The sequence below is a fragment of the Streptomyces katrae genome, from assembly GCF_000717655.1.
GTDB lineage: Bacteria > Actinomycetota > Actinomycetes > Streptomycetales > Streptomycetaceae > Streptomyces > Streptomyces katrae_B.
The window spans coordinates 44,925-67,543 of sequence record NZ_JNZY01000043.1; the positions used below are offsets into that span (position 1 = coordinate 44,925).

General features: G+C 71.9%; 17 protein-coding genes. 13 read left to right on the forward strand and 4 right to left on the reverse strand.

Annotated features, from left to right (window positions below):
* The first annotated feature begins 14 nt into the window (after positions 1-14).
* Complete coding sequence (locus IF09_RS0133605) at positions 15-1,295, forward strand: HAMP domain-containing sensor histidine kinase (RefSeq protein ID WP_324606887.1); 1,281 nt, start codon at positions 15-17, stop codon at positions 1,293-1,295.
* Here the strand turns inward: IF09_RS0133605 and IF09_RS0133610 are convergent.
* Positions 1,252-3,483, reverse strand: coding sequence for a PhoX family protein (locus IF09_RS0133610; RefSeq protein WP_078613613.1), 2,232 nt, complete (start codon positions 3,481-3,483; stop codon positions 1,252-1,254). The two genes, IF09_RS0133605 and IF09_RS0133610, sit on opposite strands and share 44 nt — an antisense overlap.
* 293 nt (positions 3,484-3,776) lie before the next feature.
* Between IF09_RS0133610 and IF09_RS46560 the strand changes: the two genes are divergently transcribed.
* The gene (locus IF09_RS46560) at positions 3,777-5,372 is read left to right on the forward strand and encodes a VWA domain-containing protein (protein ID WP_030302332.1); all 1,596 of its coding nucleotides are present in this window, start codon (positions 3,777-3,779) and stop codon (positions 5,370-5,372) included.
* A 72-nt stretch (positions 5,373-5,444) separates the two neighbouring features.
* Here the strand turns inward: IF09_RS46560 and aspS are convergent, their stop codons facing one another.
* Positions 5,445-7,262, reverse strand: coding sequence for an aspartate--tRNA ligase (gene aspS / locus IF09_RS0133620; protein ID WP_030302334.1), 1,818 nt, complete (start codon positions 7,260-7,262; stop codon positions 5,445-5,447).
* Between the two features lie 136 nt (positions 7,263-7,398).
* On the opposite strand from aspS, the gene IF09_RS0133625 reads away from it, so the two are divergent.
* The 8 genes from IF09_RS0133625 (at position 7,399) to IF09_RS0133660 (ending at position 16,444) form a co-directional block, all read left to right on the forward strand.
* A complete protein-coding gene (locus tag IF09_RS0133625; RefSeq protein WP_030302336.1) occupies positions 7,399-9,558 on the forward strand; it encodes a SpoIIE family protein phosphatase in 2,160 nt (719 codons plus the stop codon).
* Complete coding sequence (locus IF09_RS0133630; protein WP_037636735.1) at positions 9,558-10,622, forward strand: AI-2E family transporter; 1,065 nt, start codon at positions 9,558-9,560, stop codon at positions 10,620-10,622. Before IF09_RS0133625 ends, IF09_RS0133630 begins: the two co-directional genes overlap by 1 nt.
* Before the next feature lie 310 nt (positions 10,623-10,932).
* Positions 10,933-11,238 carry a hypothetical protein gene (locus IF09_RS0133635; RefSeq protein ID WP_133897412.1) on the forward strand — a complete coding sequence of 102 codons (306 nt, stop codon included), beginning with the start codon at positions 10,933-10,935 and terminating at the stop codon, positions 11,236-11,238.
* 102 nt (positions 11,239-11,340) lie between these two features.
* Positions 11,341-12,276 carry a hypothetical protein gene (locus IF09_RS0133640; RefSeq protein ID WP_158710127.1) on the forward strand — a complete coding sequence of 312 codons (936 nt, stop codon included), beginning with the start codon at positions 11,341-11,343 and terminating at the stop codon, positions 12,274-12,276.
* Positions 12,277-12,311: 35 nt separating this feature from the next.
* Positions 12,312-12,830, forward strand: a complete 519-nt coding sequence (locus IF09_RS0133645; RefSeq protein WP_158710128.1) for a hypothetical protein — start codon at positions 12,312-12,314, stop codon at positions 12,828-12,830.
* Positions 12,831-12,849: 19 nt separating this feature from the next.
* Positions 12,850-14,391 (forward strand): hypothetical protein, encoded by a 1,542-nt coding sequence (locus IF09_RS46025; protein ID WP_051833363.1) that lies wholly within the window; start codon positions 12,850-12,852, stop codon positions 14,389-14,391.
* A complete protein-coding gene (locus IF09_RS0133655; RefSeq protein WP_078613614.1) occupies positions 14,388-15,155 on the forward strand; it encodes an ABC transporter ATP-binding protein in 768 nt (255 codons plus the stop codon). Before IF09_RS46025 ends, IF09_RS0133655 begins: the two co-directional genes overlap by 4 nt.
* A 17-nt stretch (positions 15,156-15,172) precedes the next feature.
* Positions 15,173-16,444: an ABC transporter permease gene (locus IF09_RS0133660; RefSeq protein ID WP_030302356.1), complete on the forward strand. Its 1,272-nt coding sequence runs from the start codon at positions 15,173-15,175 to the stop codon at positions 16,442-16,444.
* Positions 16,445-16,488: 44 nt separating this feature from the next.
* Here IF09_RS0133660 and IF09_RS0133665 read toward each other — a convergent pair whose 3' ends face one another.
* Together IF09_RS0133665 and IF09_RS0133670 are read right to left on the reverse strand one after the other, a co-directional pair.
* Positions 16,489-17,475 (reverse strand): pirin family protein, encoded by a 987-nt coding sequence (locus IF09_RS0133665; RefSeq protein ID WP_030302359.1) that lies wholly within the window; start codon positions 17,473-17,475, stop codon positions 16,489-16,491.
* Between the two features lie 130 nt (positions 17,476-17,605).
* A complete protein-coding gene (locus tag IF09_RS0133670) occupies positions 17,606-18,064 on the reverse strand; it encodes an SseB family protein (RefSeq protein ID WP_030302361.1) in 459 nt (152 codons plus the stop codon).
* A gap of 183 nt (positions 18,065-18,247) precedes the next feature.
* Here IF09_RS0133670 and IF09_RS0133675 point away from each other — a divergent pair, with 183 nt between their 5' ends.
* The 3 genes from IF09_RS0133675 (at position 18,248) to IF09_RS0133685 (ending at position 22,399) form a co-directional block, all read left to right on the forward strand.
* Complete coding sequence (locus IF09_RS0133675) at positions 18,248-20,074, forward strand: acyl-CoA dehydrogenase (RefSeq protein WP_030302363.1); 1,827 nt, start codon at positions 18,248-18,250, stop codon at positions 20,072-20,074.
* Positions 20,075-20,255: 181 nt separating this feature from the next.
* Positions 20,256-21,005 carry a hypothetical protein gene (locus IF09_RS0133680; protein WP_030302365.1) on the forward strand — a complete coding sequence of 250 codons (750 nt, stop codon included), beginning with the start codon at positions 20,256-20,258 and terminating at the stop codon, positions 21,003-21,005.
* Between the two features lie 101 nt (positions 21,006-21,106).
* Positions 21,107-22,399, forward strand: a complete 1,293-nt coding sequence (locus IF09_RS0133685) for a M18 family aminopeptidase (RefSeq protein WP_030302367.1) — start codon at positions 21,107-21,109, stop codon at positions 22,397-22,399.
* Positions 22,400-22,619: the final 220 nt, after the last annotated feature.

Consider the following 22,619-nt stretch of genomic DNA (forward strand, 5'->3'; position numbering starts at 1 on the left):
CCGCGATGCGGGTCATGAGCAGCCTGCGCTGGAAGATCGCCCTGACCGTCGCGGCGGTGTCCTGCGCGGTCGCGGCGGTGCTCGGGATCCTCGTCCACAACGTCGTCGCGCAGCAGATCGTCGGGGAAGTGCGCAAGGACGCGGACCGGGAGCTGGAGCACGCCCTCGCCCACTACCAGTACGGCACCGCACACGGCGACGTGAACCTCGCCCTCGACCCGCCCGGCCTGCCGGGTCCGCTGCGGAAACTGGTGGCACGCGGCCTGACCGGCAGCATGGTCGGCGAGCACGACGCCACACCCGTCATGTGGGCCGCCGCACCCGCCGACGGCAAGGCCCTCACCGTCTGGATCCCGTACGAGAGCACCCGCCACCGGCTGCGGGACATCGACACGGCGATCCTCGCCTCCTCGGCGGTGGCGGCCGCAGTGGTCGCGCTGGCCGGCGTGTTCCTCGCCCACCGGATCAGCCGGCGACTGACGACCACGGCCGCCGTGGCCCGCCGGATCAGCGCCGGCGACCTGGACGCGCGCGTGGGGTTCCCCGCCGAGGAGGACCGTCCGCACGGCGCGGACAGCGGTGGCCGGCGACTGCCGCGCCACCGCGACGAGGTGGGGGACGTGGCGCAGGCGCTCGACTCGATGGCCGAGTCCCTGCAGAAGCGGATCGAGGCGGAGAAGCGCTTCACCGCGGACGTCGCGCACGAGCTGCGCACCCCGCTCACCGGCTCGCTGGCCGCGGCGGCCCTGCTGCCGGAGGGCCGCCCCAAAGAGATGATCAACGACCGGCTCAAAGCCCTGCACCTGCTCACCGAGGACCTGCTGGAGATCTCCCGGCTGGAGTCGGGCGTCGAGCGGGCCGACCTGACCAGGGTGGAACTCGGCCGGGCGGTGCAGCGGGCCGTCGCGGCGACCCGTCTGGAGGCCTCGGTACGGGTGGTCCGGGACGCGGTGGTGCTCACCGACCGGCGACGGCTGGACCGGATCCTGGCCAATCTGCTGGTCAACGCCGACAAGCACGGGGAACCACCGGTCGAGGTCACCGTCGAGGGCCCGGTGGTGGTCGTGCGCGACCACGGGTCCGGCTACCCGCCCGAGCTGATCGAGCAGGGCCCGCAGCGGTTCCGCACCGGGGACCCGGGCCGCGGCCGGGGTCATGGGCTGGGGCTGACGATCGCGGCCGGCCAGGCGGCGGTCCTGGAGATCGCCCTGGGCTTCGCCAACGCACCCGACGGCGGGGCGGTGACCACGCTCAGGCTCCCCGTGGGCCGCCTGACGGATGGAACATCCGCCTAAGGGCTGTCCCGCAATCCCCGGCGGGTGCACGACGCCGGCTACGCCGCCTCGCCGCGTTGTCGGAACGCCCGAATACGCCCAGTATGCGGACGCTCATGTTCTTGCCGTCCTTGCGCCAGACGGACACGACCGCCGGACGGACGATCTTGCCGGGGCCGTCGGGCCACACGGACTGGGGCTTCTCGACGGACGCACCGTCGATCTCGCCCGGGTGCTGGACGGCCACCAGGACGCGCTTGTCCTGGACCAGCGGGCCGCAGGTCTCGGCGCCGCGGGGGACGGTCAGGAACTGCTTCAGCTCACCGCGGCGGTCACCGGCGGTGGCGACGCCGAACAGGCCGTCGTGCGAGCCGAGCTGGTTGCCGTCCGTGGAGATCCACAGGTTGCCGTGCGGGTCGAAGGTCACGTTGTCCGGGCAGGAGATCGGGCTGACCTGGTCCTTCGGGAAGCCCGCGAAGAACGTGGACGGGTCCTTCGGGTCACCGGCGACCAGGAACAGGCGCCAGGCGAAGCCGTCACCGGCCGGGTCGTCGAAGTTCTCGGCGAGCTCCAGGATCTGCCCGTGCTTGTTCAGGTTGCGCGGGTTGGCCTCGTCCGCACCGGCCTTGCCGGCCTTGCCGCGGTCGCTGTTGTTGGTGAGGACCACGTACACGCGGCCGGTGCGCGGCGAGGGCTCGATGTCCTCGGGGCGGTCCATCTTGGTCGCGCCCACCTTGTCGCCGGCCTCACGCGTGAAGACGGCCACCTCTTCGGCGGTCATGCCCTCGACGTGCGAGACGTTGCCGGAGGGGGAGGAGGTGAGGAGCTTGATCCACACGCCGGAGCCGTCGAACCGGCCGTCGGAGGGGAGCTTGCCGGAGCCGTCGATCTCCGTGGCCGGGGAGTCACCGGTCAGCTTGGCGACGTACAGGGTGCCCTCGTCGAGCAGCGTGAGGTTGTGCTCCTTCGCCTCGCGCGAGTTGCCCTTCTTCATCTGCTTCGACGAGACGAACTTGTAGAAGTAGTCGAACTTCTCGTCGTCGCCCATGTAGACGACCGGACGGCCGTCCTCGGTCAGGCGGGGCTGGGCGCCCTCGTGCTTGAAGCGGCCCAGAGCGGTGCGCTTGCGCGGGGTGGAGTTCGGGTCGTACGGGTCGAGCTCGACGACCCAGCCGAAGCGGTGCGACTCGTTGGGCTCCTGGAGCACGTCGAAGCGCTTGTCGAAGCGCTCCCACTTGCGCTCGGTGGCGCCGCTGGTGACGCCGTAGCGCTTCAGGCGGGCGGCCTGGGTGGCGTCGGTGACCTGGCCGGCGTTGGCGAAGTACTGGTTGAAGTTCTCCTCGCCGTGCAGCGTGGTGCCCCACGGGGTGGTGCCGCCGGAGCAGTTGTTGAGCGTGCCGAGGACCTTGGTGCCGGTCGCGTCGACGGAGGTCTTCACCAGGGCGCTGCCCGCGGCCGGGCCGGTGAGCTTGAACTCGCTGGTCGCGGTGAGGCGGCGGTTGAGCTGGTGGCGGTTGACCGCGGTCAGCTTGCCGCTGCGGTGGTCCTCCTGGACGACGACGACGCCGAGGCCGTGGGCGGCCCAGGCGATCTCGACCTGCTCGCGGGTCGGGTTCGCCGGGTCGTAGCCCTTGAACATGAGGATCTCGTCGGTGTACTCGTGGTTGGCCACGAGGAGCTGCTGGCGCTCGTAGTCGCCGCCGAGCGGGAGCAGCGAGAGGAAGTCGTTGTTGTAGCCGAACTGGCCGGCCTGGGCGGCAGCGGTCTGCTTGTCGGCGTTGAACCCCGGAGCGCCCTTGATGATGGGCTCGCCCCAGCGGATGACCACGTTCTGCTCGTAGCCCTCGGGGACGGTGACCCGGTCGTCGGTGTTCGGCGCGACGGCCTTGAAGCGCAGACCGCGGGCGCCGGCGCCCTGGGCGGCGTCCGCGCCGGCGCCCTGGGCGTCGGCGGCGGGGGCGGCGGTGGCCGGAGAGCCGTTGCCGCCGAGGGTGATGGCGGTACCGGCGGCGGTGGCGACCGTGACGACGGCGGCGGAGCGCAGCATCGAGCGGCGGGAGTAGGCACGGGCGATGACGTCGCCGACGTACTCGTTGTCGCTCTTGTTCGGCACCTCGTGGAAGCAGGCGTCACCACAGCGGTAGCGACAGGTGAGAGCGGAACGGCCGCCCCCATGCGGGTTGCCTATGAGCGGCAGAAGCTTGCGCACGAATGTCCTCCGTAGATGCACGGGCGCCGACGTCATGTCGGTCGGATCCAGCCGTGACGGTAGGCGCGAGTTGCGCCGATGCGGCGGCGACGGGATGAACGCCCGGTGAACCGGGCACGTCGGTGCGGGAGTTCGGCAAGATGGGGTGTGTGCTGGGCGGGCCGGGCGCCACGAAGGGCGCCCCTGCCGAAGTTCCAGCCAAGCGGCCGATAACCTTACGTGTCCACTCTGGGCAGGGATCAACCGCGCAGCACGGACAAATGACGCACGCACTCATGCGAAAGGCCTGGCCCATGGGTATTCGGAGCTTGTTGCGCAAGGTGTTCGGACGGTCTGCCGAGCCGGTTCCGGAGACGACGGACGGCGGATCGGCAGCCGTCCCGAGCCAGGCGGAACGCACCCCCCTGGACGTGGCGGCCGAACTGGTCGCGGCGTCCTTCGACAATCCGACGGTTCCCCCGCAGTCCGCTCCGCGGGACCGCGAACCGGGGACCCTTCTCACCGCCCCGGCGCCGGACCCCACGGTCCCGGAGGCACGCCGCCCCATGCCGGGGTCGGTACAGCAGGAGCCCCCGGCTGCGGCGAAGCCGGTCGCCGAGCCGGAGCCCGTCGCGGCCGAGGCCGAGCCGGAGGAAGTCACCGCAGAGCCGGTGGCCGAGGCAGTCGTGGCCGAGCCCGCGGCCGAGGCAGTGGTCGAGGCCGCTGCTGAGGCGGCGGTCGAACCCGCGGTAGAGGCCGAGGCCGAGGTTGTGGCAGAAGCCGAGGCCGAGGCCCCCGCGCCGGAGGCCGTTGTCGAGGCCGTCGCCGAGCCGGTGGCCGAGGTACGGCCCGAGGCCGAGGCCCCCGTGGCCGAAGTCGTCGCAGCCGAGGCCGAGAGCCCCGGGGCGGAGCCGGTCGTCGAGCCGGAGCCGGAAGCGGCCGCCGCCGAGGTCATTGCGGCCGAGGAAGCGGCCGGAGAGGCCGTGGCCGAGCCGGTGGCCGCCGAGGCCGAGGCCCCCGCGCCGGAGACCGTTGACGAGCCCGAGGTCGCGGCCGAGCCCGTGGCCGAAGCCGAGCCCGAGGTCCCGGCCGAGCCCGTGGCCGAGCCCGAGGTCGAGGTCGAGGTCGAGGTCGAGGTCGTCGCAGCCGAGGCCGAGGCCCCCGCGGCCGAGCCGGTCGCCGAGATCGAGGACATCGTCGCCGAGCCGGTCGTCGAGGTCGAGGACGTCGTCGCCGAGGTCGGCGCCGACGGGCCCGCTCATGCCCTGGCTGTCGTGAAGCGGCAGGCGCCCGGGGTGGCCGGGGCCTACAAGGCCGCCGGACAGGTGCTCCGGGGCAAGGGCAAGGCCGGTGCGCGGGCCAAGGTGTACCTGGTCCTTGACCGGTCCGGGTCGATGCGCCCGTTCTACAAGGACGGCAGCGCCCAGCACCTCGCGGACCACGCCCTCGCCCTCGCCGCCCACCTCGACGACGAGGCGACCGTCCACACCGTGTTCTTCTCCACGGACGTGGACGGCACCGCCGACCTGACCCTCGACGCCCACGACGGCGCCTGGGTCGAGGCCCGCCACGCCGAGCTCGGCCACATGGGCCGCACCAGCTACCACCGCGCCGTGGAGCAGGTCATCGAGCGCTACCAGAAGGACGGCGGCGACCACCCCGCCCTCGTGGTGTTCCAGACCGACGGCGCCCCGGACAGCGTCCGGCCCGCCAAGCAGGCGCTCGCCGACGCCGCCGCCTCCGCACCCGGCGTCCACTGGCAGTTCGTCGCCTTCGGCGACCACGACGCCAAGGCCTTCGACTTCCTGCGCAAGCTGGACGCCGGGAACGCCGGTTTCTTCCACGCCGGCCCCGCCCCCGCCGAGCTGACCTCCACCGCACTGGTCAAGGGCCTGCTCCAGAGCTTCTGAGCCCCGAAGCCCCGTACGGCGAAGGGCCCGGGATCCATCGGATCCCGGGCCCTTCGCCGTACGTACGGGCGGTTACCGCGCGGCGTCCGGGTGGACGGCCTCGGAGACCGGCTTGGCCTCCGCCGGCTTCGTCTCCACCGGCTTGCGCAGCGCGATGTTCAGCTCGCGCAGGCGGGACTCCTCGAGGACGGTGGGCGCGCCCATCATCAGGTCCTGTGCGTTGCCGTTCAGCGGGAAGGCGATGGTCTCGCGGATGTTCGGCTCGTCGGCCAGCAGCATCACGATGCGGTCCACGCCCGGGGCGATGCCACCGTGCGGCGGGGCGCCGAGGCGGAAGGCACGCAGCATGCCGGCGAACTCGCGCTCGACGGTCTCGGCCTCGTAACCGGCGATCGCGAAGGCCTTCAGCATGACCTCGGGCTCGTGGTTGCGGATGGCGCCGGAAGACAGCTCGATGCCGTTGCAGACGATGTCGTACTGCCAGGCCAGGATGTCGAGCGGGTCCTTCTCCTCGAGGTCCTTCATCCCGCCCTGCGGCATGGAGAAGGGGTTGTGCGAGAAGTCGATCCGGCCGGTCTCCTCGTCCTTCTCGTACATCGGGAAGTCGACGATCCAGCAGAACCGGAAGACGTTCTCCTCGAACTGGCCGGCGCGCTTGGCGGCCTCGACCCGGACCGGGCCCATGATCTTGGAGACCTCGTCGAACTCGCCCGCGCCGAAGAACACGGCGTGGCCGGCGACCAGGCCCAGGCGCTCGGTGAGGACCTTGACGTTCTCCTCGGTGAGGAACTTGGCGATCGGGCCGGTCAGCGAACCGTCCTCGCCCACGCGGACCCACGCCAGGCCCTTGGCGCCCAGCGAGATGGCGTACTCGCCGAGGCCGTCGAAGAACTTGCGCGGCTGCGCGGCGGTGTCCGGGACGGCCAGCGCACGCACGTGCTTGCCGGCGAACGCCTTGAACTCCGAGCCCTCGAAGACGTCGGTGATGTCGACGAGCTCCAGCTTGGCGCGCAGGTCGGGCTTGTCGTTGCCGTACTTCAGCATCGACTCGCGGAACGGGATCCGCGGGAACGGCGAGGTGACCTCGCGGCCGTTGCCGAACTCGGTGAAGAGCTCGGTCATGAGGCGCTCGATCGGCTGGAAGACGTCCTCCTGCTCGACGAACGACATCTCGACGTCGAGCTGGTAGAACTCGCCCGGCGAGCGGTCGGCGCGGGCGTCCTCGTCGCGGAAGCACGGCGCGATCTGGAAGTACCGGTCGAAGCCCGAGATCATGAGCAGCTGCTTGAACTGCTGCGGGGCCTGCGGCAGGGCGTAGAACTTGCCCGGGTTCAGGCGGGACGGGACGACGAAGTCACGCGCGCCCTCGGGCGAGGTCGCGGTGAGGATCGGGGTCGCCATCTCGTTGAAGCCGAGGGCCACCATCTTGGAGCGGATCGACGCGATGACGGCCGAGCGCAGCATGATGTTGCGGTGCATGCGCTCGCGGCGCAGGTCGAGGAAGCGGTACTCCAGGCGCCGCTCCTCGTTCACACCGTCGTCGGTGTTGATGGTGAAGGGCAGCGGGGCGGCCGCGCCGAGCACCTCGACCTCGGCGGCCTCGATCTCGATCTCGCCGGTGGGCAGGTCGGCGTTGATGTTCTCGGCGCCGCGCGAGACGACCTTGCCGTCGACGCGGACGACGGTCTCCTTGGAGAGCTTGTCCAGGACGGCGGCCGCGGCGGTGCCGGGGCGGGCGACGAGCTGCGTGATGCCGTAGTGGTCGCGCAGATCGATGAAGAGGATGCCGCCCAGGTCTCGACGGTTGTGCAGCCAGCCGCTCAGCCGGACGTCGGCGTTGACGTCAGAGGCGCGGAGCTCGCCGCAGGTGTGGGACCTGTACCGATGCATCAGTCATCCAGTTCTTCGCGATACCAAGGTGGATTCAACCCTCACAAGGTTACCGTCCGGGCCGGGGGCCGTGCGGGAGTGCCCGGCACCCCCTGTGAACAGGCACGCCGGGAGGATGACCTGTAAAGATGACCGGGTGCGCACCGAGGACGTCCTGGCCGCCATCGCGACGGGCCTGTGGCGATGGGACAACGCCTCCGGGACGGTCACTCTCGACAGCGAGGCCGCCCGGCTCCTCGGGCTGCCCGCGGAGCCCGTCGTCCTGCCGGAGGTCGCCGTACGGTCGCGGTTTCACCCGGTGGACTGGAACGAGATCAACGGGATCGTCAATCTCGCGGTGGCCGAGGACACCCTCGCGGAGGCCCGGCTGCGGATCATGGACGAGGACGGGCGGGTGCTGCGTACCGTGCGCAGCCGCTCCAAGCCCGTCGAGAACCGCTCGGTCGAGGGCCGCGTCGACTACGAGCTGATCGGCACCATCCAGGAGATCGCCGAGCCGCAGCCCGGAACCACCGCCGTGCACACCCCGATCACCGGCGACTGGCGGCGCTCGCGCGAGGCCTTCCTGCTGGACGCGGGGCGGGCGCTCGCCGAGGCCCGGTCAACGGCCGAGGTGCTGCGGGTCGCCGCGTCGCTCTCGATGCCCGGCTTCAGCCCCGACGGGCTGGCGGTCTTCGGCGTGGCCGGGGACCGACTGTCGATCATCGGGCACCACGGGCACGGTCCGGGGGACGAGGACCCCTTCACGGACATGCGGCTGGACACGGACTACCCGGCCGCCGAGGTCGTCCGGACCGGGCGGGCGATCTACCTGCCTTCCCCCGAGGACTACAAACGGCGCTTTCCGGCCACCTGGCCGCTCGCCCAGCGCTTCGGCCGGATCTCCTGGGCCTTCCTCCCCCTGATCGTCGCCGGGCGCACCATGGGCGCCTGGATGGCTGCGTTCAAGCACCCCGTGTCCTTTTCACCGGACGAGCGGTCCGTCCTGACGACGGTGGCCCGGATGCTGGCCCAGGCCCTCCAGCGGGCAGGCGTGGCCGAATCCGAGCGGGAACTCACCACCGGCCTGCAACGGTCGATGATGCCGGCGCTGGGCCCCGACATCCCGGGCATGCAGATCGCCGCGCGGTACGTCCCCACCGGCGGCGGGCTCGAGGTCGGCGGCGACTGGTACGACATGATCCCGCTGCCCTCGGGGCGGTTCGCCCTGGTCATCGGAGATGTCCAGGGGCACGATGTGCGGGCCGCCGGGCTGATGGGCCAGCTGCGGATCGCGGTGCGCGCGTACGCCTCCGAGGGCCACCGGCCGGATGCGGTGCTCTCCCGCGCCTCCCGCTTCCTGTCGGGGCTGGGTTCCTCGAAGGGGCCGAACTCGTACGAGGAGTCCGACTTCGGCAGCCCGCGCTTCGCGACCTGCCTGTACGTCGAGTGCGACCCCGAGACCGGGCTGCTGGAGGTGGCCCGCGCCGGCCACCCCGACCCCGTCATCCGGATGACGGACGGCACGGTGCTGATGCGCCCGACCGCCGGCGGGCTCCCGCTCGGCATCGTCCCGGACACGGACTACCCGACGACGCGGTTCACGCTGGAGCCCGGCGAGACGATGATGCTGTGCACCGACGGGCTCATCGAGACCGGCGGGCACGACCTGGACACGGGCTGGGCACGGCTGCGGGCGATCCTGGAATCCGAGACGCACGACCCCGGGACCCATGGGTCCGACGGCCTGGAGAAGCTCGCCGACCTGCTGGTCCAAGCCGTGCACGGGCCCTCCTCGCACCACACCACCGGTCCGCTGGCCGACCGGCGCGAGGACGACATAGCCGTCGTCCTGCTGTGCCGGGACGGCGCGGACTGCGGCTGCGGCGCCGCGGCGGCGCAGCTGACCCGGCCGGCGCGCCGCACGGTGCTGACCGTGGCGCAGGCGGAGCCGGAGCGGATCGCGGGCGCACGCCGGCAGATCCGGGAGCTGCTGCACGACTGGGCGGACGAGGAGCAGGTGGACTCGGCGGTGCTCATGGTCTCCGAGATGGTCACGAACGTCCTCATGCACACCGACGGCGACGCGTTGCTGGTCGCGGAAGCGGTGGGCGAGCTGGGGACGCGGCGGCTGCGCATCGAGGTGGCGGACGCCAGCGACGAGCTGCCGCACAAGCGGCATCCGGGCGAGATGGCGTCGAGCGGGCGGGGCGTCCTGCTGATGGAGATGCTGGCGGACGCCTGGGGCGTGGACCCGCGCGGCGAGGGCAAGTCGATCTGGTTCGAGATGCACGAACAGGCGAAGGACGACTTCTGATGCTGACTCTGCTTCCCCCGCCGGTCAGGCGGCTGGCCGCCTGGTGCACGGTCGCGCTGCTGGTCACCGGTGTGGTCGCCGTCGGCGTGTGGCTGTGCATCACCTTCAAGGCCGCCGTCACGCCCGTACTGCTCGCACTGCTCGGAGCGGCCCTGCTCGGGCCGATGCACCGGCGGCTCGTGAGGACGGGCGTGCCCCGCTCGCTCGCCGCCGCGCTCACCTGCCTCACCGTGCTCCTGGTGTTCGGCGGCGCCACCTACGTCGTCGTCCACGCTCTGATCAGCACCGGTGACCAGATCGCCGGCTCCCTCAAGCAGGCCGGGCAGGGCCTCGCCGAGCACTTCGGGGCCGCCGGCACCTCCCTCGAGGACCTGGCCTCCCACGCCAAGGAGCTGCTGGCCAAGTTCGGCGGTACGGCCGCCTCCGGCGTCATCACCGGCATCAGCGTCGTCGGCGAGATGCTCGCCACCGCCGTCCTCGCCCTGCTGCTGATGTTCTTCTTCCTCCGCGACTCCCACCGCGCCGCCGGAACGCTGCGCTCGCTCGCGCCGCACGCCACCGGCGACACCGTCGAGGCCATGGCCCGCCGCGCCTTCGCGGCCGTCGAGGGCTTCATGCGCGGAACCACCTTCATCGCCCTGATCGATGCGGTCTGCATCACCATCGGTCTGCTCGTGCTCCGCGTCCCCGGGGCCGTCGGCCTCGGCGCCCTGGTGTTCGTCGGCGCGTACATCCCGTACCTCGGCGCCTTCATCTCGGGCGCGGTGGCCGTCCTCGTCGCCTTCGCCGAGCGGGGATGGATCATCGCCCTGTGGGCCGTGGGCGTGGTGGTCGCCGTACAGGTGCTGGAGGGGCACGTCCTCCAGCCGGCGATCCAGAGCCGCACCGTGCAGATGCACCCGGCCGTGGTCCTGCTCGCCATCGCTGCGGGCGCCAGCGTCGCCGGGATCCTCGGCATGCTGCTGGCCGTACCGCTGACGGCGGCCGCGTTCGGCGTGGTGTCGGAGCTCCGGGGGCGCTACGCGGGGGCCGAGCGCCCCGAGGAACACGAGGAGCCGGAGTAACGAGGGTTTCAGGACAACCGCGAAGCGGTCCCCGATCATCCGTTCGCGGAGAACCCGAGGCGTCCGTTTTCCGGCCACGGCCCCCTCCTGCGGAAATGCCCAAAAGGATCTGAAGAGTCCGTGTAACCGGCCACGCGCCCCGAAACGCAGCATTCAAGCCGGTCTCCGCCGCACGCCCGGATCCCCCTGGTACGGCATTCGTCTTCGTGCCATCGTCATTCACCGGACCGGGGGGCCGCTGCAGCACTTGTGCCGCGGAGTCTTCCTCTCGGCTGCACCACGACGTGTCCGATATCCAAGAGGAGACAGCGTGCGCAAGGCAGCAAGGTTCACCGCAGTGGCACTCTCCGCCGCGACGATCGTCATGGGCTCCGTGTCCGTGGCCCACGCCGGCGACTACACCGAGGACGGGGTCCGGATCCGTTCCAACTCCACCACCTCGTCCTCCGTCAACGGCCTCGGCTACCGGAGCCACACCATCACGCCCATCTGCTACAAGTCGGGCACCGTGATCAACGGCAACCAGTGGTGGGACCGGCACAAGAACAACAACACCGGTGTCACCGGCTACAGCTCGATGACCCTGCTCACCAAGTGGGCGGCCAATCACTGCTGATCGGCGCTCTGAGCCGCTCGGGGCCGGGACCGCTGGAATCGGTCCCGGCCCCGGGCGTGCCGGGCAGTGTACGACCACCAGACCACCACGGAAAGGCTGATCGTGCTCCACGCACGCCAACGGCTGCCCCTGCTGCTGGCCGGTGCCGCCGCGATCCTGGCGCTCGGCGCCTGCACCGCCGAACCGGCGGCGAAACAGGAGGGACCGGACGGTCCCACGGCCGAACCACAGGTGAGCGTCACGCCTCAGGCGGACCCGGCGAACGCCGTCCTCCCGCTCGACGCCTACGCCTTCGACCAGAACCAGGCGAAGGTGCTCCGGCAGGCGCAGGACCTGCTCACCGAGGCCTGTATGCACCGCGTCGGTTTCGCCTCCTTCAAGAACGCGAGCACCTACGTCACCAGCGCCGGTGCGCACCGGGCCACCACCGGAATCGGCCTGGTCGACGCCGAATCCGCGAAGAAGTACGGGTACCGGACCGGCGCGTTGCCGGACCGCGACGCGGCCGGCGAGAAGAAGCGTGACCCGAACGAGACGGCTGCCCTGTTCGGCCCGCAGGACGGCGGACCCGCCCATCCGGGCGCCCCGGAGGGCGGCTGCTCGGGCGAGGCAGACCGCAAGCTGTACCCGAGGACCACCACGGGCCCCTCCGCGGCCCCGGCCGGCAACAGCCTGGTCGACCAGCTCACACAGCAGGCCGGTGACCGGGCGCGCGGCGACAGCCGGATCGTCGCGGGCATCACGCAGTGGAGCACCTGTATGCGCGACGCGGGGTTCCAGGTGAAGACGCCCTGGGAGCTCCAGCAGATGGAGGGCACCCGGTGGACCGGGCCCGTCACCTCCGAGGAGATCACCGCCGCGACCACGGACGTGTCCTGCAAGCAGAAGACGAAGCTCACGGACACCTGGAACGCGGTCCTGACGGCCTACCAGAAGGGCCTGATCGAACGGCGCAAGCAGGATCTGGACCAGGAGAAGAAGCGCCTGGACGAGCAGGTCAAATATGCGGAGAAGATCCTGAAGGACGGCTCGGCGTGAGGGCCCCGGCCGGCCCTCGGGCCGCGGTTTCCGGCTTGCTGCCGGCCGTCACGGCGGCTCTGGCGCTCCTCCTGGCCACGGGGTGCACCGCGGAATCCGCGGCCCCCTCCGCCTCCCCGGCGGGTGCAAGCACCCGGTCGGCGCTGGAACCGCCGAGCCCGGACGTGCAGCAGGCGTACGACACGTACTGGGCCACCTGGCTCGCGGCGAACCGGGCGCCCGATCCCCAGGATTCAGCCGTCGAACGGGTCGCCACCGGGCAGCAGTTGCAGGAGCTCCGCGACAACCTCGCCCATTCGAAGACAGGTGGCCAGGTACTGCTCGGCGAGGTGGGTCACCGCATCGACGGCGTGGAAGCCCCCGGCGCACAGACCCGGATCCTGCACGACTGCGTCGATCTGGACCGCTGGCTCATCCATGACGCCAAGACCGGTCAGCCCGTCGACCAACTCCAGGACAAGCCGACCCAGATGGGCGCCTTCACGCTGACCCGCGAGAAGGAGGGCGCGCCGTGGAAGGTGAGTTCCCTCGAGGTGCTCGGCGAGAACTGCTGAACGAAGAAGTGGGTTTCACGTGAAACATCAAGAGGCCGTCGCCCCCGAGGAGCCGGACGCCGCCGAGAACGACGCCGCGCAGAAGGACGCCGCCGAGGAGCCGGACGCCGCAGGCGGGACCGGGGACGTACGGGCCTCGCTCAGCCGGCGGCGCCGGATCCTGATCGGGGTCGTCGCGGGCGCCGTCGCCCTCACCGGGGCCGGAGTGGTCCTCGCCGGCGCCATCCGGTCCCCCGCCCAGGTCGCGGCCGATGCCGCGGCGCCGCCCGCGTCCGTCCTGGCCGACCGGGTCGAACGGCGGGTTCTCACCTCGTCCGTGGTCGTACGGGGCACGGTCACCGCCGAGCAGTCGCTGACGGTGTCCCCGGGGGCCGGGGCCGCCGCTGCCACCGGGGCGGGCGGGAAACCCGTGGTCACCCGGGTCGGCAAACAGCCCGGGGCCGCCGTACAGGCCGGCGAGGTACTGGTCGAGGTGTCGGGGCGGCCGGTGTTCGCGCTGGCCGGGGCCCTGCCCGTCTACCGGGATCTGAAGCCCGGGGCCACCGGCAAGGACGTCGGGCAGCTCCAGGAGGGGCTCAAGGCGCTGGGCCACGCCACCGGCAAGGATCCGGCGGGCACGTACGGCACCGGTACGAAGGCCGCCGTCACCGCGCTCTACGCCGCGCTCGGCTACACCCCTCGGCCGGCCGACCCCGGCGACGCCGAGAAGCTCCAGGCCGCGGAGGACGCCGCCGACACGGCCCAGCGGCAGGTCACCACCGCCAAGACCGCCCTGGCCAAGGCCAAGACGGCCGGTGGCGGCGACACCGCCGAGGCGCAGCAGCAACTCACCTTCGCGCAGCAGGACCTGGCCAAGGCCACCACCCGCCTGGAGGCGGCCCGGGCTGCGGCCGGTCCGATGGTCCCGGCGGACGAGCTCGTCTTCGTCAAGGGCTTCCCGGCCCGCGTGGACGCGGTCAAGGCCGCGGTCGGCGAACCCGTCCCGGACGGGCTGCTGACCCTCTCGGCGGGCGCCCCGGTGATCCGGGCCTCGCTTCCGGCGCATCAGAAAGACCTGGTCAAGGCCGGGATGAAGGTCGAGGTGCTGTCCGAGGCCACCGGGCTCACCGCCACCGGGACCGTCGGCTCGGTCGCCACCGACCCGACCCCGGCCGCGGCAGGCTCGCCAACGGGCGGCGGCTCCGGCTCCGGCTCGGGTTCCGGCGCGGGCTCCGGGCAGAACCCGCCGACCGCCACGCAGGACTCCGGCGGCTACGCACTGACCGTCAAGCCCGACCAGGCCCTCGGCCCCCGGCTCTCCGGACAGGGCGTACGGCTCACCGTGACCGCGGCCTCCTCCGGGGAGCCGGTGCTCGTCGTACCGCTCTCCGCCGTCTCGGCGGGTGCCGACGGCCGGACCACCGTCACGGTGCTGGGCAAGGACCCCGCCGCCGCGGACGCCCGGCGCCGGGTCGAGGTCCGGGCCGGGATGTCCGCCGACGGGATGGTCCAGGTCGAGCCGGTCGGCGGCGGCACGCTCGCCGACGGCGACCGGGTGCTCGTCGCGCAGGCGAAGCCGTGACCGCCGCCCGCCCGGACGCGGACCCGGCCGCGGAGGCCGCCGCGGAGGCCTACTCGGACGCCGCGCCGGGCGCCGCGCCCGATCCCGCCCCGGTCGTCCGCTTCGAGGGCGTCGGCCTCACCTACCCCGGACCGCCGCCCGTCCAGGCGCTGCGGCCCTGCGAACTGACCGTGGGACGCGGCGAGTACGTGACCGTGGTCGGCCCGTCCGGCTCCGGGAAGTCCACCTTCCTGAACGTCGCCGGGCTCATCGACGCCCCGACCACCGGCCGGTACCTCCTCGACGGCATCGACACCGGCTCCCTGCGCGACCGCGACCGGACCGCCCTGCGCGGGCAGCGCATCGGCTTCGTCTTCCAGTCCTTCCACCTCCTGCCGCACCGCACCGCCCTGGAGAACGTCCGCCTCGCCATGGTCTACAACGGCGTCCCGCGCGCGGAGCGCGACGACCGGGCCCGTACGGCGCTGGAGCGGGTCGGCCTCGGCCACCGCACCGGGCATCTCCCGACCCGCATGTCGGGCGGCGAGCGCCAGCGCGTGGCCATCGCCCGCGCCCTGGTCGCCGAACCCTCGCTGCTGCTGTGCGACGAGCCCACCGGGAACCTGGACACCGCCACGGCGGGCGCCGTACTGGCCCTGCTGGACGCACTGCACGCCGACGGGCTGACCCTGCTGGTCATCACGCACGATCCCCACGTGGCCGCCCGCGGCCGGCGGACGGTGTCCATCCGCGACGGGGTCCTGAGCGAGGTCGTCCCGGCATGAGGAGCATCAGTGCCCGCATGAGGAGCATCGGAAGCACCACCGGGCGAAGGAGGCGGGCCGACACCGCGATCACGCCGTCCCGGCTGTCCCTGCGCGACCTGCTCTCCGAGGCCCTGGCCGGGATGCTCCAGCGGCCCGCCCGCTCGGCGTTGACCGGCCTCGGCACCGTCCTGGGGGTAGGCACCTTCGTGGCGATCCTGGGCCTGACGGCCACTGCCTCCTCGCAGATCGACAGCCGCTTCAACGCGCTGACGGCCACCGAGGTCGGCGTCCAGGACACCGCCGGCGGCGGCGATCCCCAGCTCGCCCGGCAGGTGCCCCTCGCCTTCCCCGCTGACGCGGACGCCCGGGCGGCCACGCTCAACGGGGTGCGCGCCGCAGGGGTGTTCTGGCCGGTTCCGCTGGGCGAGACCACCGTACGGTCCGCCCCGGTCGCGGGGGCGGCCGGCGAGCGGATCCCGGTGGTCGCGGCCTCCCCGGGGATGCTGCGCGCGGCCGGGCTCACGCTGGGCTCGGGCCGGGCGTACGACGCCTTCCACGACGGGCGCACCGAGCAAGTCGCGGTGGTGGGCTCGGCGATGGCGGCGCGCCTCGGCATCACCACGCTGGAGAGCCGCCCGGCGGTGTTCATCGGCGAGCACCCGTTCACCGTGATCGGCATCGCGAGCGGGGCGGACCGCAAGCCGGACCTGCTGCTGTCGGTGATCGTGCCCCGGGGCACCGCAGAAAAGCTGTGGGGGCCGCCGGACAACGCCCAGCGGGCCCGGATGCTGGTGGTGACCGAGCTCGGCGCGGCCCGGCAGGTGGCCTCGGAACTCCCGCTCGCACTGCGCCCGGACCATCCCGACTGGCTGACGCCCGCGCCGCCGCCGGACCCGAAGACCCTGCGGGCGGGGGTGACCTCCGACCTCGACCAGCTGTTCCTGCTGCTGGCGGCGATCTGCCTGGTCATCGGCGCGGTCGGGATCGCCAACACCACGCTCGTCGCGGTGCTGGAGCGGACCGGGGAGATCGGGCTGCGCCGGGCCCTGGGGGCCCGCGGACGGCACATCACCGCCCAGTTCCTGGCCGAGTCCGCCGCCCAGGGTGCGGTGGGCGGCCTGGTGGGCACCACGCTCGGCACCCTGACCGTGGTCGGGGTGTCGGCGCTGCGCGACTGGACCCCGGTGATGTCGCCGCTCACCGTCGCCGTGGCGCCGCTGATCGGACTGGTCACCGGGGTGCTGGCCGGCCTGTACCCGGCCTGGCGGGCCTCCCGTACGCAGCCGGCGGAGGCCCTGCGCCGCTAGCGCGGCCGGGCGCGGTCGGCCGGGGTCTGCCGACGCGGCCGAGGTCAGGAGTGCTGCTCCGCCGACTTCGTGCGCTCCCGGGCGGTGGTGGGGATGGTCCCCAGCCGGCCCGCCTGGAAGTCGTCGAAGGCCTGCTGGAGCTCCTGCCGGCTGTTCATGACGAACGGCCCGTAGTGCGCCATCGGCTCCCGGATCGGGCGCCCGCCGAGGAGGATGACCTCCAGGTCCGGGGTGTTCGAGTCCTGGGACTCGTCCGCCCGCACCGTGATCGAGCCGCCCTCGCCGAAGACCGCCGTCTGCCCGGTGTGGAGGGGCCGCCGGTCGGTGCCGACGCTGCCGCGCCCGGCCATGACGTACGCGAGGGCGTTGAAGTCCTCGCGCCACGGGAGGGTGACCTGCGCGCCCGGGGTGACGGTCACGTGGATCATCGTGATCGGGGTGTGGGTGATGCCGGGGCCGGCATGGCCGTCCAGGTCACCGGCGATCACGCGGAGCAGGGCGCCGCCGTCGGGGGTGGACAGCAGCTGGACCTGGCCGCCGCCGATGTCCTGGTAGCGCGGGGGCATCATCTTGTCGGAGGCGGGGAGGTTCACCCACAGCTGGAGGCCGTGGAAGAGGCCGCCGGACACGACGAGGGACTCCGGCGGGGCCTCGATGTGCAGGAGGCCCGAGCCGGCGGTCATCCACTGGGTGTCACCGCCGTTGATGACTCCGCCGCCGCCGTTGCTGTCCTGGTGGACGAACGTTCCGTCGATCAGGTACGTGACGGTCTCGAAGCCGCGGTGGGGGTGCCACGGGGTGCCCTTGGGCTCGCCCGGCGCGTACTCCACCTCGCCCATCTGGTCCATCATGATGAACGGGTCGAGGTACTGGTAGTTGATCCCGGCGAACGCGCGGCGCACCGGGAACCCCTCGCCCTCGAACCCACCGGGAGCGGTCGTGACGGCCAGCACCTTGCGGGCGGCGGTCTCCGGGGCGGGCTCGGCGACGCGGGGGAGCGTCAACGGGTTCTCCACAGTCACTGCAGGCATGGTCGGAACCTCCTTCTGCGTCGAGTTTAGTTGAAACTCGAACTTTCTGCCACACCCGACAGAACAGAAGGGGCCCCGGGGATATTTCCCCGGGGCCCGAAGCCGTTCACCTGCACCTACGGCGCCCGGCCTAGCCGTACATGCGGCGCATCGCGAAGTCGACCATCTGCTCCACGGCCTTCGCGTCGAAGACCATCCGGTGGTCGCCCTCCATGTCGAGGACGAAGCCGTACCCGGTCGGCAGCAGGTCGATCACCTCGGCGCCCGTGATCACGAAGTACTTGGACTCCTTGCCGGCGTACCGGCGGAGCTCCTTGAGCGTGGTGAACATGGGGATCACCGGCTGCTGCGTGTTGTGCAGCGCCAGGAACCCCGGGGTCTCGCCGCGCGGGCAGTAGACCTTCGACGTGGCGAAGATCTGCTGGAAGTCCTCGGCGGACAGCGACCCGGTCGTGAAGGCCCGCACCGCGTCGGCGAGCGACGGCGGCGAGGGCTCGGGGTACAGCGGCTGCTCGCCGTACCCGCCGGCCATCTGCTGCGGGGCGGCGTACTGCTGCCCTGCGCTCACGTTCTGGTCGTAGCCGTACATGGGGCGAAGCCTACCGAGCGCCCCGCGCCCCGTGGACGCGCATTCCCGCCAGGGTTGCGGCTTGACCCTGGTCACAGTCGGCGGGTAGGGGGTTGCGCCTTATTACCCGCGGGTAGCATCATGACATTACCGATCGGTATGTACGAGGAACCTGTCTTCCCGAGCCTTAACGGAGCCGTCGCCATGGGGCACTACAAGTCGAATCTCCGCGACATCGAGTTCAACCTCTTCGAGGTGCTCGGCCGCGACAAGCTGTACGGCACCGGACCGTTCGGTGAGATGGACACCGACACCGCCAAGAGCGTCCTGTCCGAGATCGCCCGCCTCGCCGAGAACGAGCTGGCCGAATCCTTCGCGGACGCCGACCGCAACCCGCCGGTCTTCGACCCGGCCACCAACACCGCGCCCGTCCCGGCTTCCTTCAAGAAGAGCTACGAAGCCTTCATGGACTCCGAGTACTGGCGTCTGGGCCTGCCCGAGGAGATCGGCGGCACCACCTCGCCCCGCTCCCTGATCTGGGCCTACGCGGAGCTGCTGCTCGGCTCGAACCCGGCCATCTGGATGTACTCCTCCGGCCCGGCGTTCGCCGGCATCCTCTTCGAAGAGGGCAACGAGGCGCAGAAGAAGGTCGCGCAGATAGCGGTCGAGAAGCGCTGGGGCTCCACCATGGTCCTCACCGAGCCGGACGCCGGTTCGGACGTCGGCGCCGGCCGCACCAAGGCCATCCAGCAGGAGGACGGCTCCTGGCACATCGAGGGCGTCAAGCGCTTCATCACGTCCGGTGAGCACGACATGGAGGAGAACATCCTCCACTACGTCCTCGCCCGCCCCGAGGGCCACGGCCCGGGCACCAAGGGCCTGTCCCTCTTCCTCGTCCCGAAGTTCCACTTCGACTGGGAGACCGGCGAGCTGGGCGAGCGCAACGGCGTGTACGCGACGAACGTCGAGCACAAGATGGGCCTCAAGGCCTCCAACACGTGCGAGATGACCTTCGGCGACCAGCACCCCGCCAAGGGCTGGCTGATCGGCGACAAGCACGACGGCATCCGCCAGATGTTCATGATCATCGAGTTCGCCCGCATGATGGTCGGCACGAAGGCCATCGCGACGCTCTCCACCGGCTACCTGAACGCCCTGGAGTACGCCAAGGAGCGCGTGCAGGGTCCGGACCTGGCCAACTTCATGGACAAGACCGCGCCCAAGGTCACCATCACGCACCACCCCGACGTGCGCCGCTCGCTCATGACGCAGAAGGCGTACGCCGAGGGCATGCGCGCCCTGGTCCTGTACACCGCCTCCGTCCAGGACGCGATCCAGGTCAAGCAGGCCGCGGGCGAGGACGCCTCCGCCGAGATCGGCCTGAACGACCTGCTCCTGCCGATCGTGAAGGGCTACGGCTCGGAGCGCTCGTACGAGCAGCTCGCACAGTCCCTGCAGACCTTCGGCGGTTCCGGTTACCTCCAGGAATACCCGATCGAGCAGTACATCCGGGACGCCAAGATCGACACCCTCTACGAGGGCACCACGGCGATCCAGGGCCAGGACTTCTTCTTCCGGAAGATCGTCCGCGACCAGGGTGCCTCGCTGAACGTCCTCTCCGAGACGATCAAGAAGTTCCTGGCCGAGGCCGCCGGCGGCGAGGAGCTGGCCGGCGCCCGCGACGCGCTCGCGAAGGCCGCGGTCGACCTGGAGGCCATCGTCGGCCAGATGATCGTCGACCTCACCGCCACCGGCGAGGACGTCAAGAACATCTACAAGGTCGGCCAGAACACCACCCGCCTGCTGATGGCGTCCGGTGACGTGGTCGTCGGATACCTGCTGCTCAAGGGCGCGGCCGTGGCCGCCGAGAAGCTGGCAGGCGCCTCCGCGAAGGACGTCCCGTTCTACACCGGCAAGATCGCGGCCGCGAAGTTCTTCGCCTCGCAGGTCCTGCCGAACGTCTCGGTCGCCCGCGCGCTGGCCGAGGGCGTCGACAACTCCCTGATGGAGCTCGACGAGGCCGCGTTCTAGTCACCCGGCTGCGCCGCCGCACCGGCACGCGCACGCCGACGGCCGGACCCTCTGCAGGGGGTCCGGCCGTCGGCGTACCGGCCGGGCACGGGCCCGCGCGCGGGGCACGTACGGGCCCGCGTACCGGCGGCCCACCGGCGGCATTCACAGGTTGTCGGTGGTTCGTGGGACGCTCGTAGGCATGAGCCCAGCAGAGCAGCACGGCAACAGCAGGGGGTACTCCGTCCCGACCGGGCGGCCGTACGCCCTCAAGGAGCTGCAGGCCGCCCTGGGCAGCCTCGGCGACCATCTGCGGGAGCTGTACGACGGCGCCCACCCCGCCGAGTACGAGGCCGTCGCCGATGCCCTCTACACCGCGTTCCAGACCGCCGCCGGGCTCGCCCCCGCCAAGAGCTACACCGGCTGCTCCGAGCACCCCAACGGGGCCCTCGACCCCGAGGCACCCGACGGCTGGGGCCGCTGCCTGATCTGCAACGACCGGCGCCGCCTCGGGCTGCGCTCCCAGGGCGGCCGCGGCGCCCGCGCGGCCGCCGCCGCCCCGCCCGCCGGGGAACAGCGCCGGCTGGGCTATCCCGTGCCCGACCCCCCGTACACCCTGCAGGCCCTGCGCGACCACCTCCGCACCGTCGAGGACCGCCGCTTCCACCTGGGCTTCTCCTCCCCCGCCGAGGAGTTCGTACGGATCGCCGACGATCTCCACCGGGCGTTCATCGTGGCCCGCGAACTGTCCCGCCCCCGCAACGCCTCCGGCTGCTCCGAACACCCCGGCGCACCCATCGATCCGGACGCGCCGCCCGGTGAGGCCTGTATCTTCTGCGCCGGACGCAAGAGACGCGCGCAGCGCTCCGCGACGACCCCGGAGATGCTCCCGCGCATCCGCCGGGGCGAGCGCCGGCAGCTGCAGCGCCGATTCGAGCGCCCGCCGGGCTGAAAAGCCGCCGGGAAGTGGACCACACAGCCCGCGGCCCCGGCGATCCGGCTATCCGCCGCAGTCCGACCATGGCGCACACGACCGTCGTTAAGGTGAACCACATGAGCTCTCCCGCCCGCTTCGACCGCGGACACACCGACGATCTGATGACCTTCCTGACGGCCAGCCCGTCGCCGTACCACGCCGTGGCCAACGCGGCCGAGCGGCTGGAAAAGGCAGGCTTCAGGCAGTTGTCGGAAACGGACGCCTGGGACTCGGGCAGCGGGGGCCGGTTCGTCCTCCGCGGCGGAGCACTCATCGCCTGGTTCGTCCCGGAGGGCGCGGCCGCGCACACCCCGTTCCGGATCATCGGCGCGCACACCGACTCCCCCAACCTCCGCGTCAAGCCGCTGCCTGACACGGGATCACAGGGCTGGCGGCAGATCGCCGTCGAGATCTACGGCGGCCCCCTGCTCAACACCTGGCTGGACCGGGACCTGGGCCTGGCGGGCCGGCTGAGCCTGCGCGACGGCAGCGAGCGGCTGGTGAACGTGGACCGCGCACTGCTGCGCGTCCCGCAACTGGCCGTCCACCTGGACCGGTCGGTCAACAGCGACGGCCTCAAGCTCGACAAGCAGCGCCACATGCAGCCGATCTGGGGCCTGGGCGAGGTCCAGGAGGGCGACCTCATCGCCTTCCTGGAGGAGGAAGAGGGCCTGCCGCAGGGCTCGGTGGCCGGCTGGGACCTGATGGTCCACTCGGTCGAGCCGCCGTCGTACCTGGGGCGCGACCGGGAGCTCGTCGCCGGCCCGCGGATGGACAACCTGCTCTCGGTGCACGCCGGCGTCGCGGCGCTGGCCGCCGCCGCGGCCTCCGACAAGCTGGAACACATCCCGGTGCTGGCCGCGTTCGACCACGAGGAAACCGGCTCGCAGTCGGACACGGGCGCGGACGGCCCGCTGCTGGGGAACGTGCTGGAACGTTCCGTCTTCTCGCGCGGGGGCACGTACGAGGACCGCGCGCGAGCCTTCGCGAGCACCGTCTGCCTGTCCGCGGACACCGGCCACGCCGTGCACCCCAATTACGCGGAGCGGCACGACCCCTCGCACCACCCGCGCGCCAACGGCGGCCCGATCCTGAAGGTCAACGTCAACCAGCGGTACGCGACGGACGGCAGCGGGCGCGCGGTGTTCGCGGCGGCGTGCGAGCGGGCCGGCGTGCCGTGGCAGACCTTCGTCTCGAACAACTCGATGCCCTGCGGCACGACGATCGGCCCGATCACGGCCGCCCGCCACGGGATCCAGACGGTGGACATCGGCGTCGCGATCCTCTCGATGCACAGCGCCCGCGAACTGTGCGGTGCGGACGACCCGCACCTGCTGGCGAACGCGCTGGTGGCCTTCCTGGAGGGCTGACGCCACCGCGCCGCCGTACGGGGCGCGGGCTCGGGCGGGGCTCGGGCGGTGGGCCCGGACCCGGGCTTCGGGCGGTGGAACGGCGCGGCGAAAGACGGCTCCTCGTGACCCTGCCCGCCGTCGCGGACCCGAGGACGGGGCTGTCCGGCCCCGCCTCGGTGGCGGTCCTCCACCTCACGGTCTACGTCCCCAGCGCCGCCTTCCTCACGGGCACCGACCC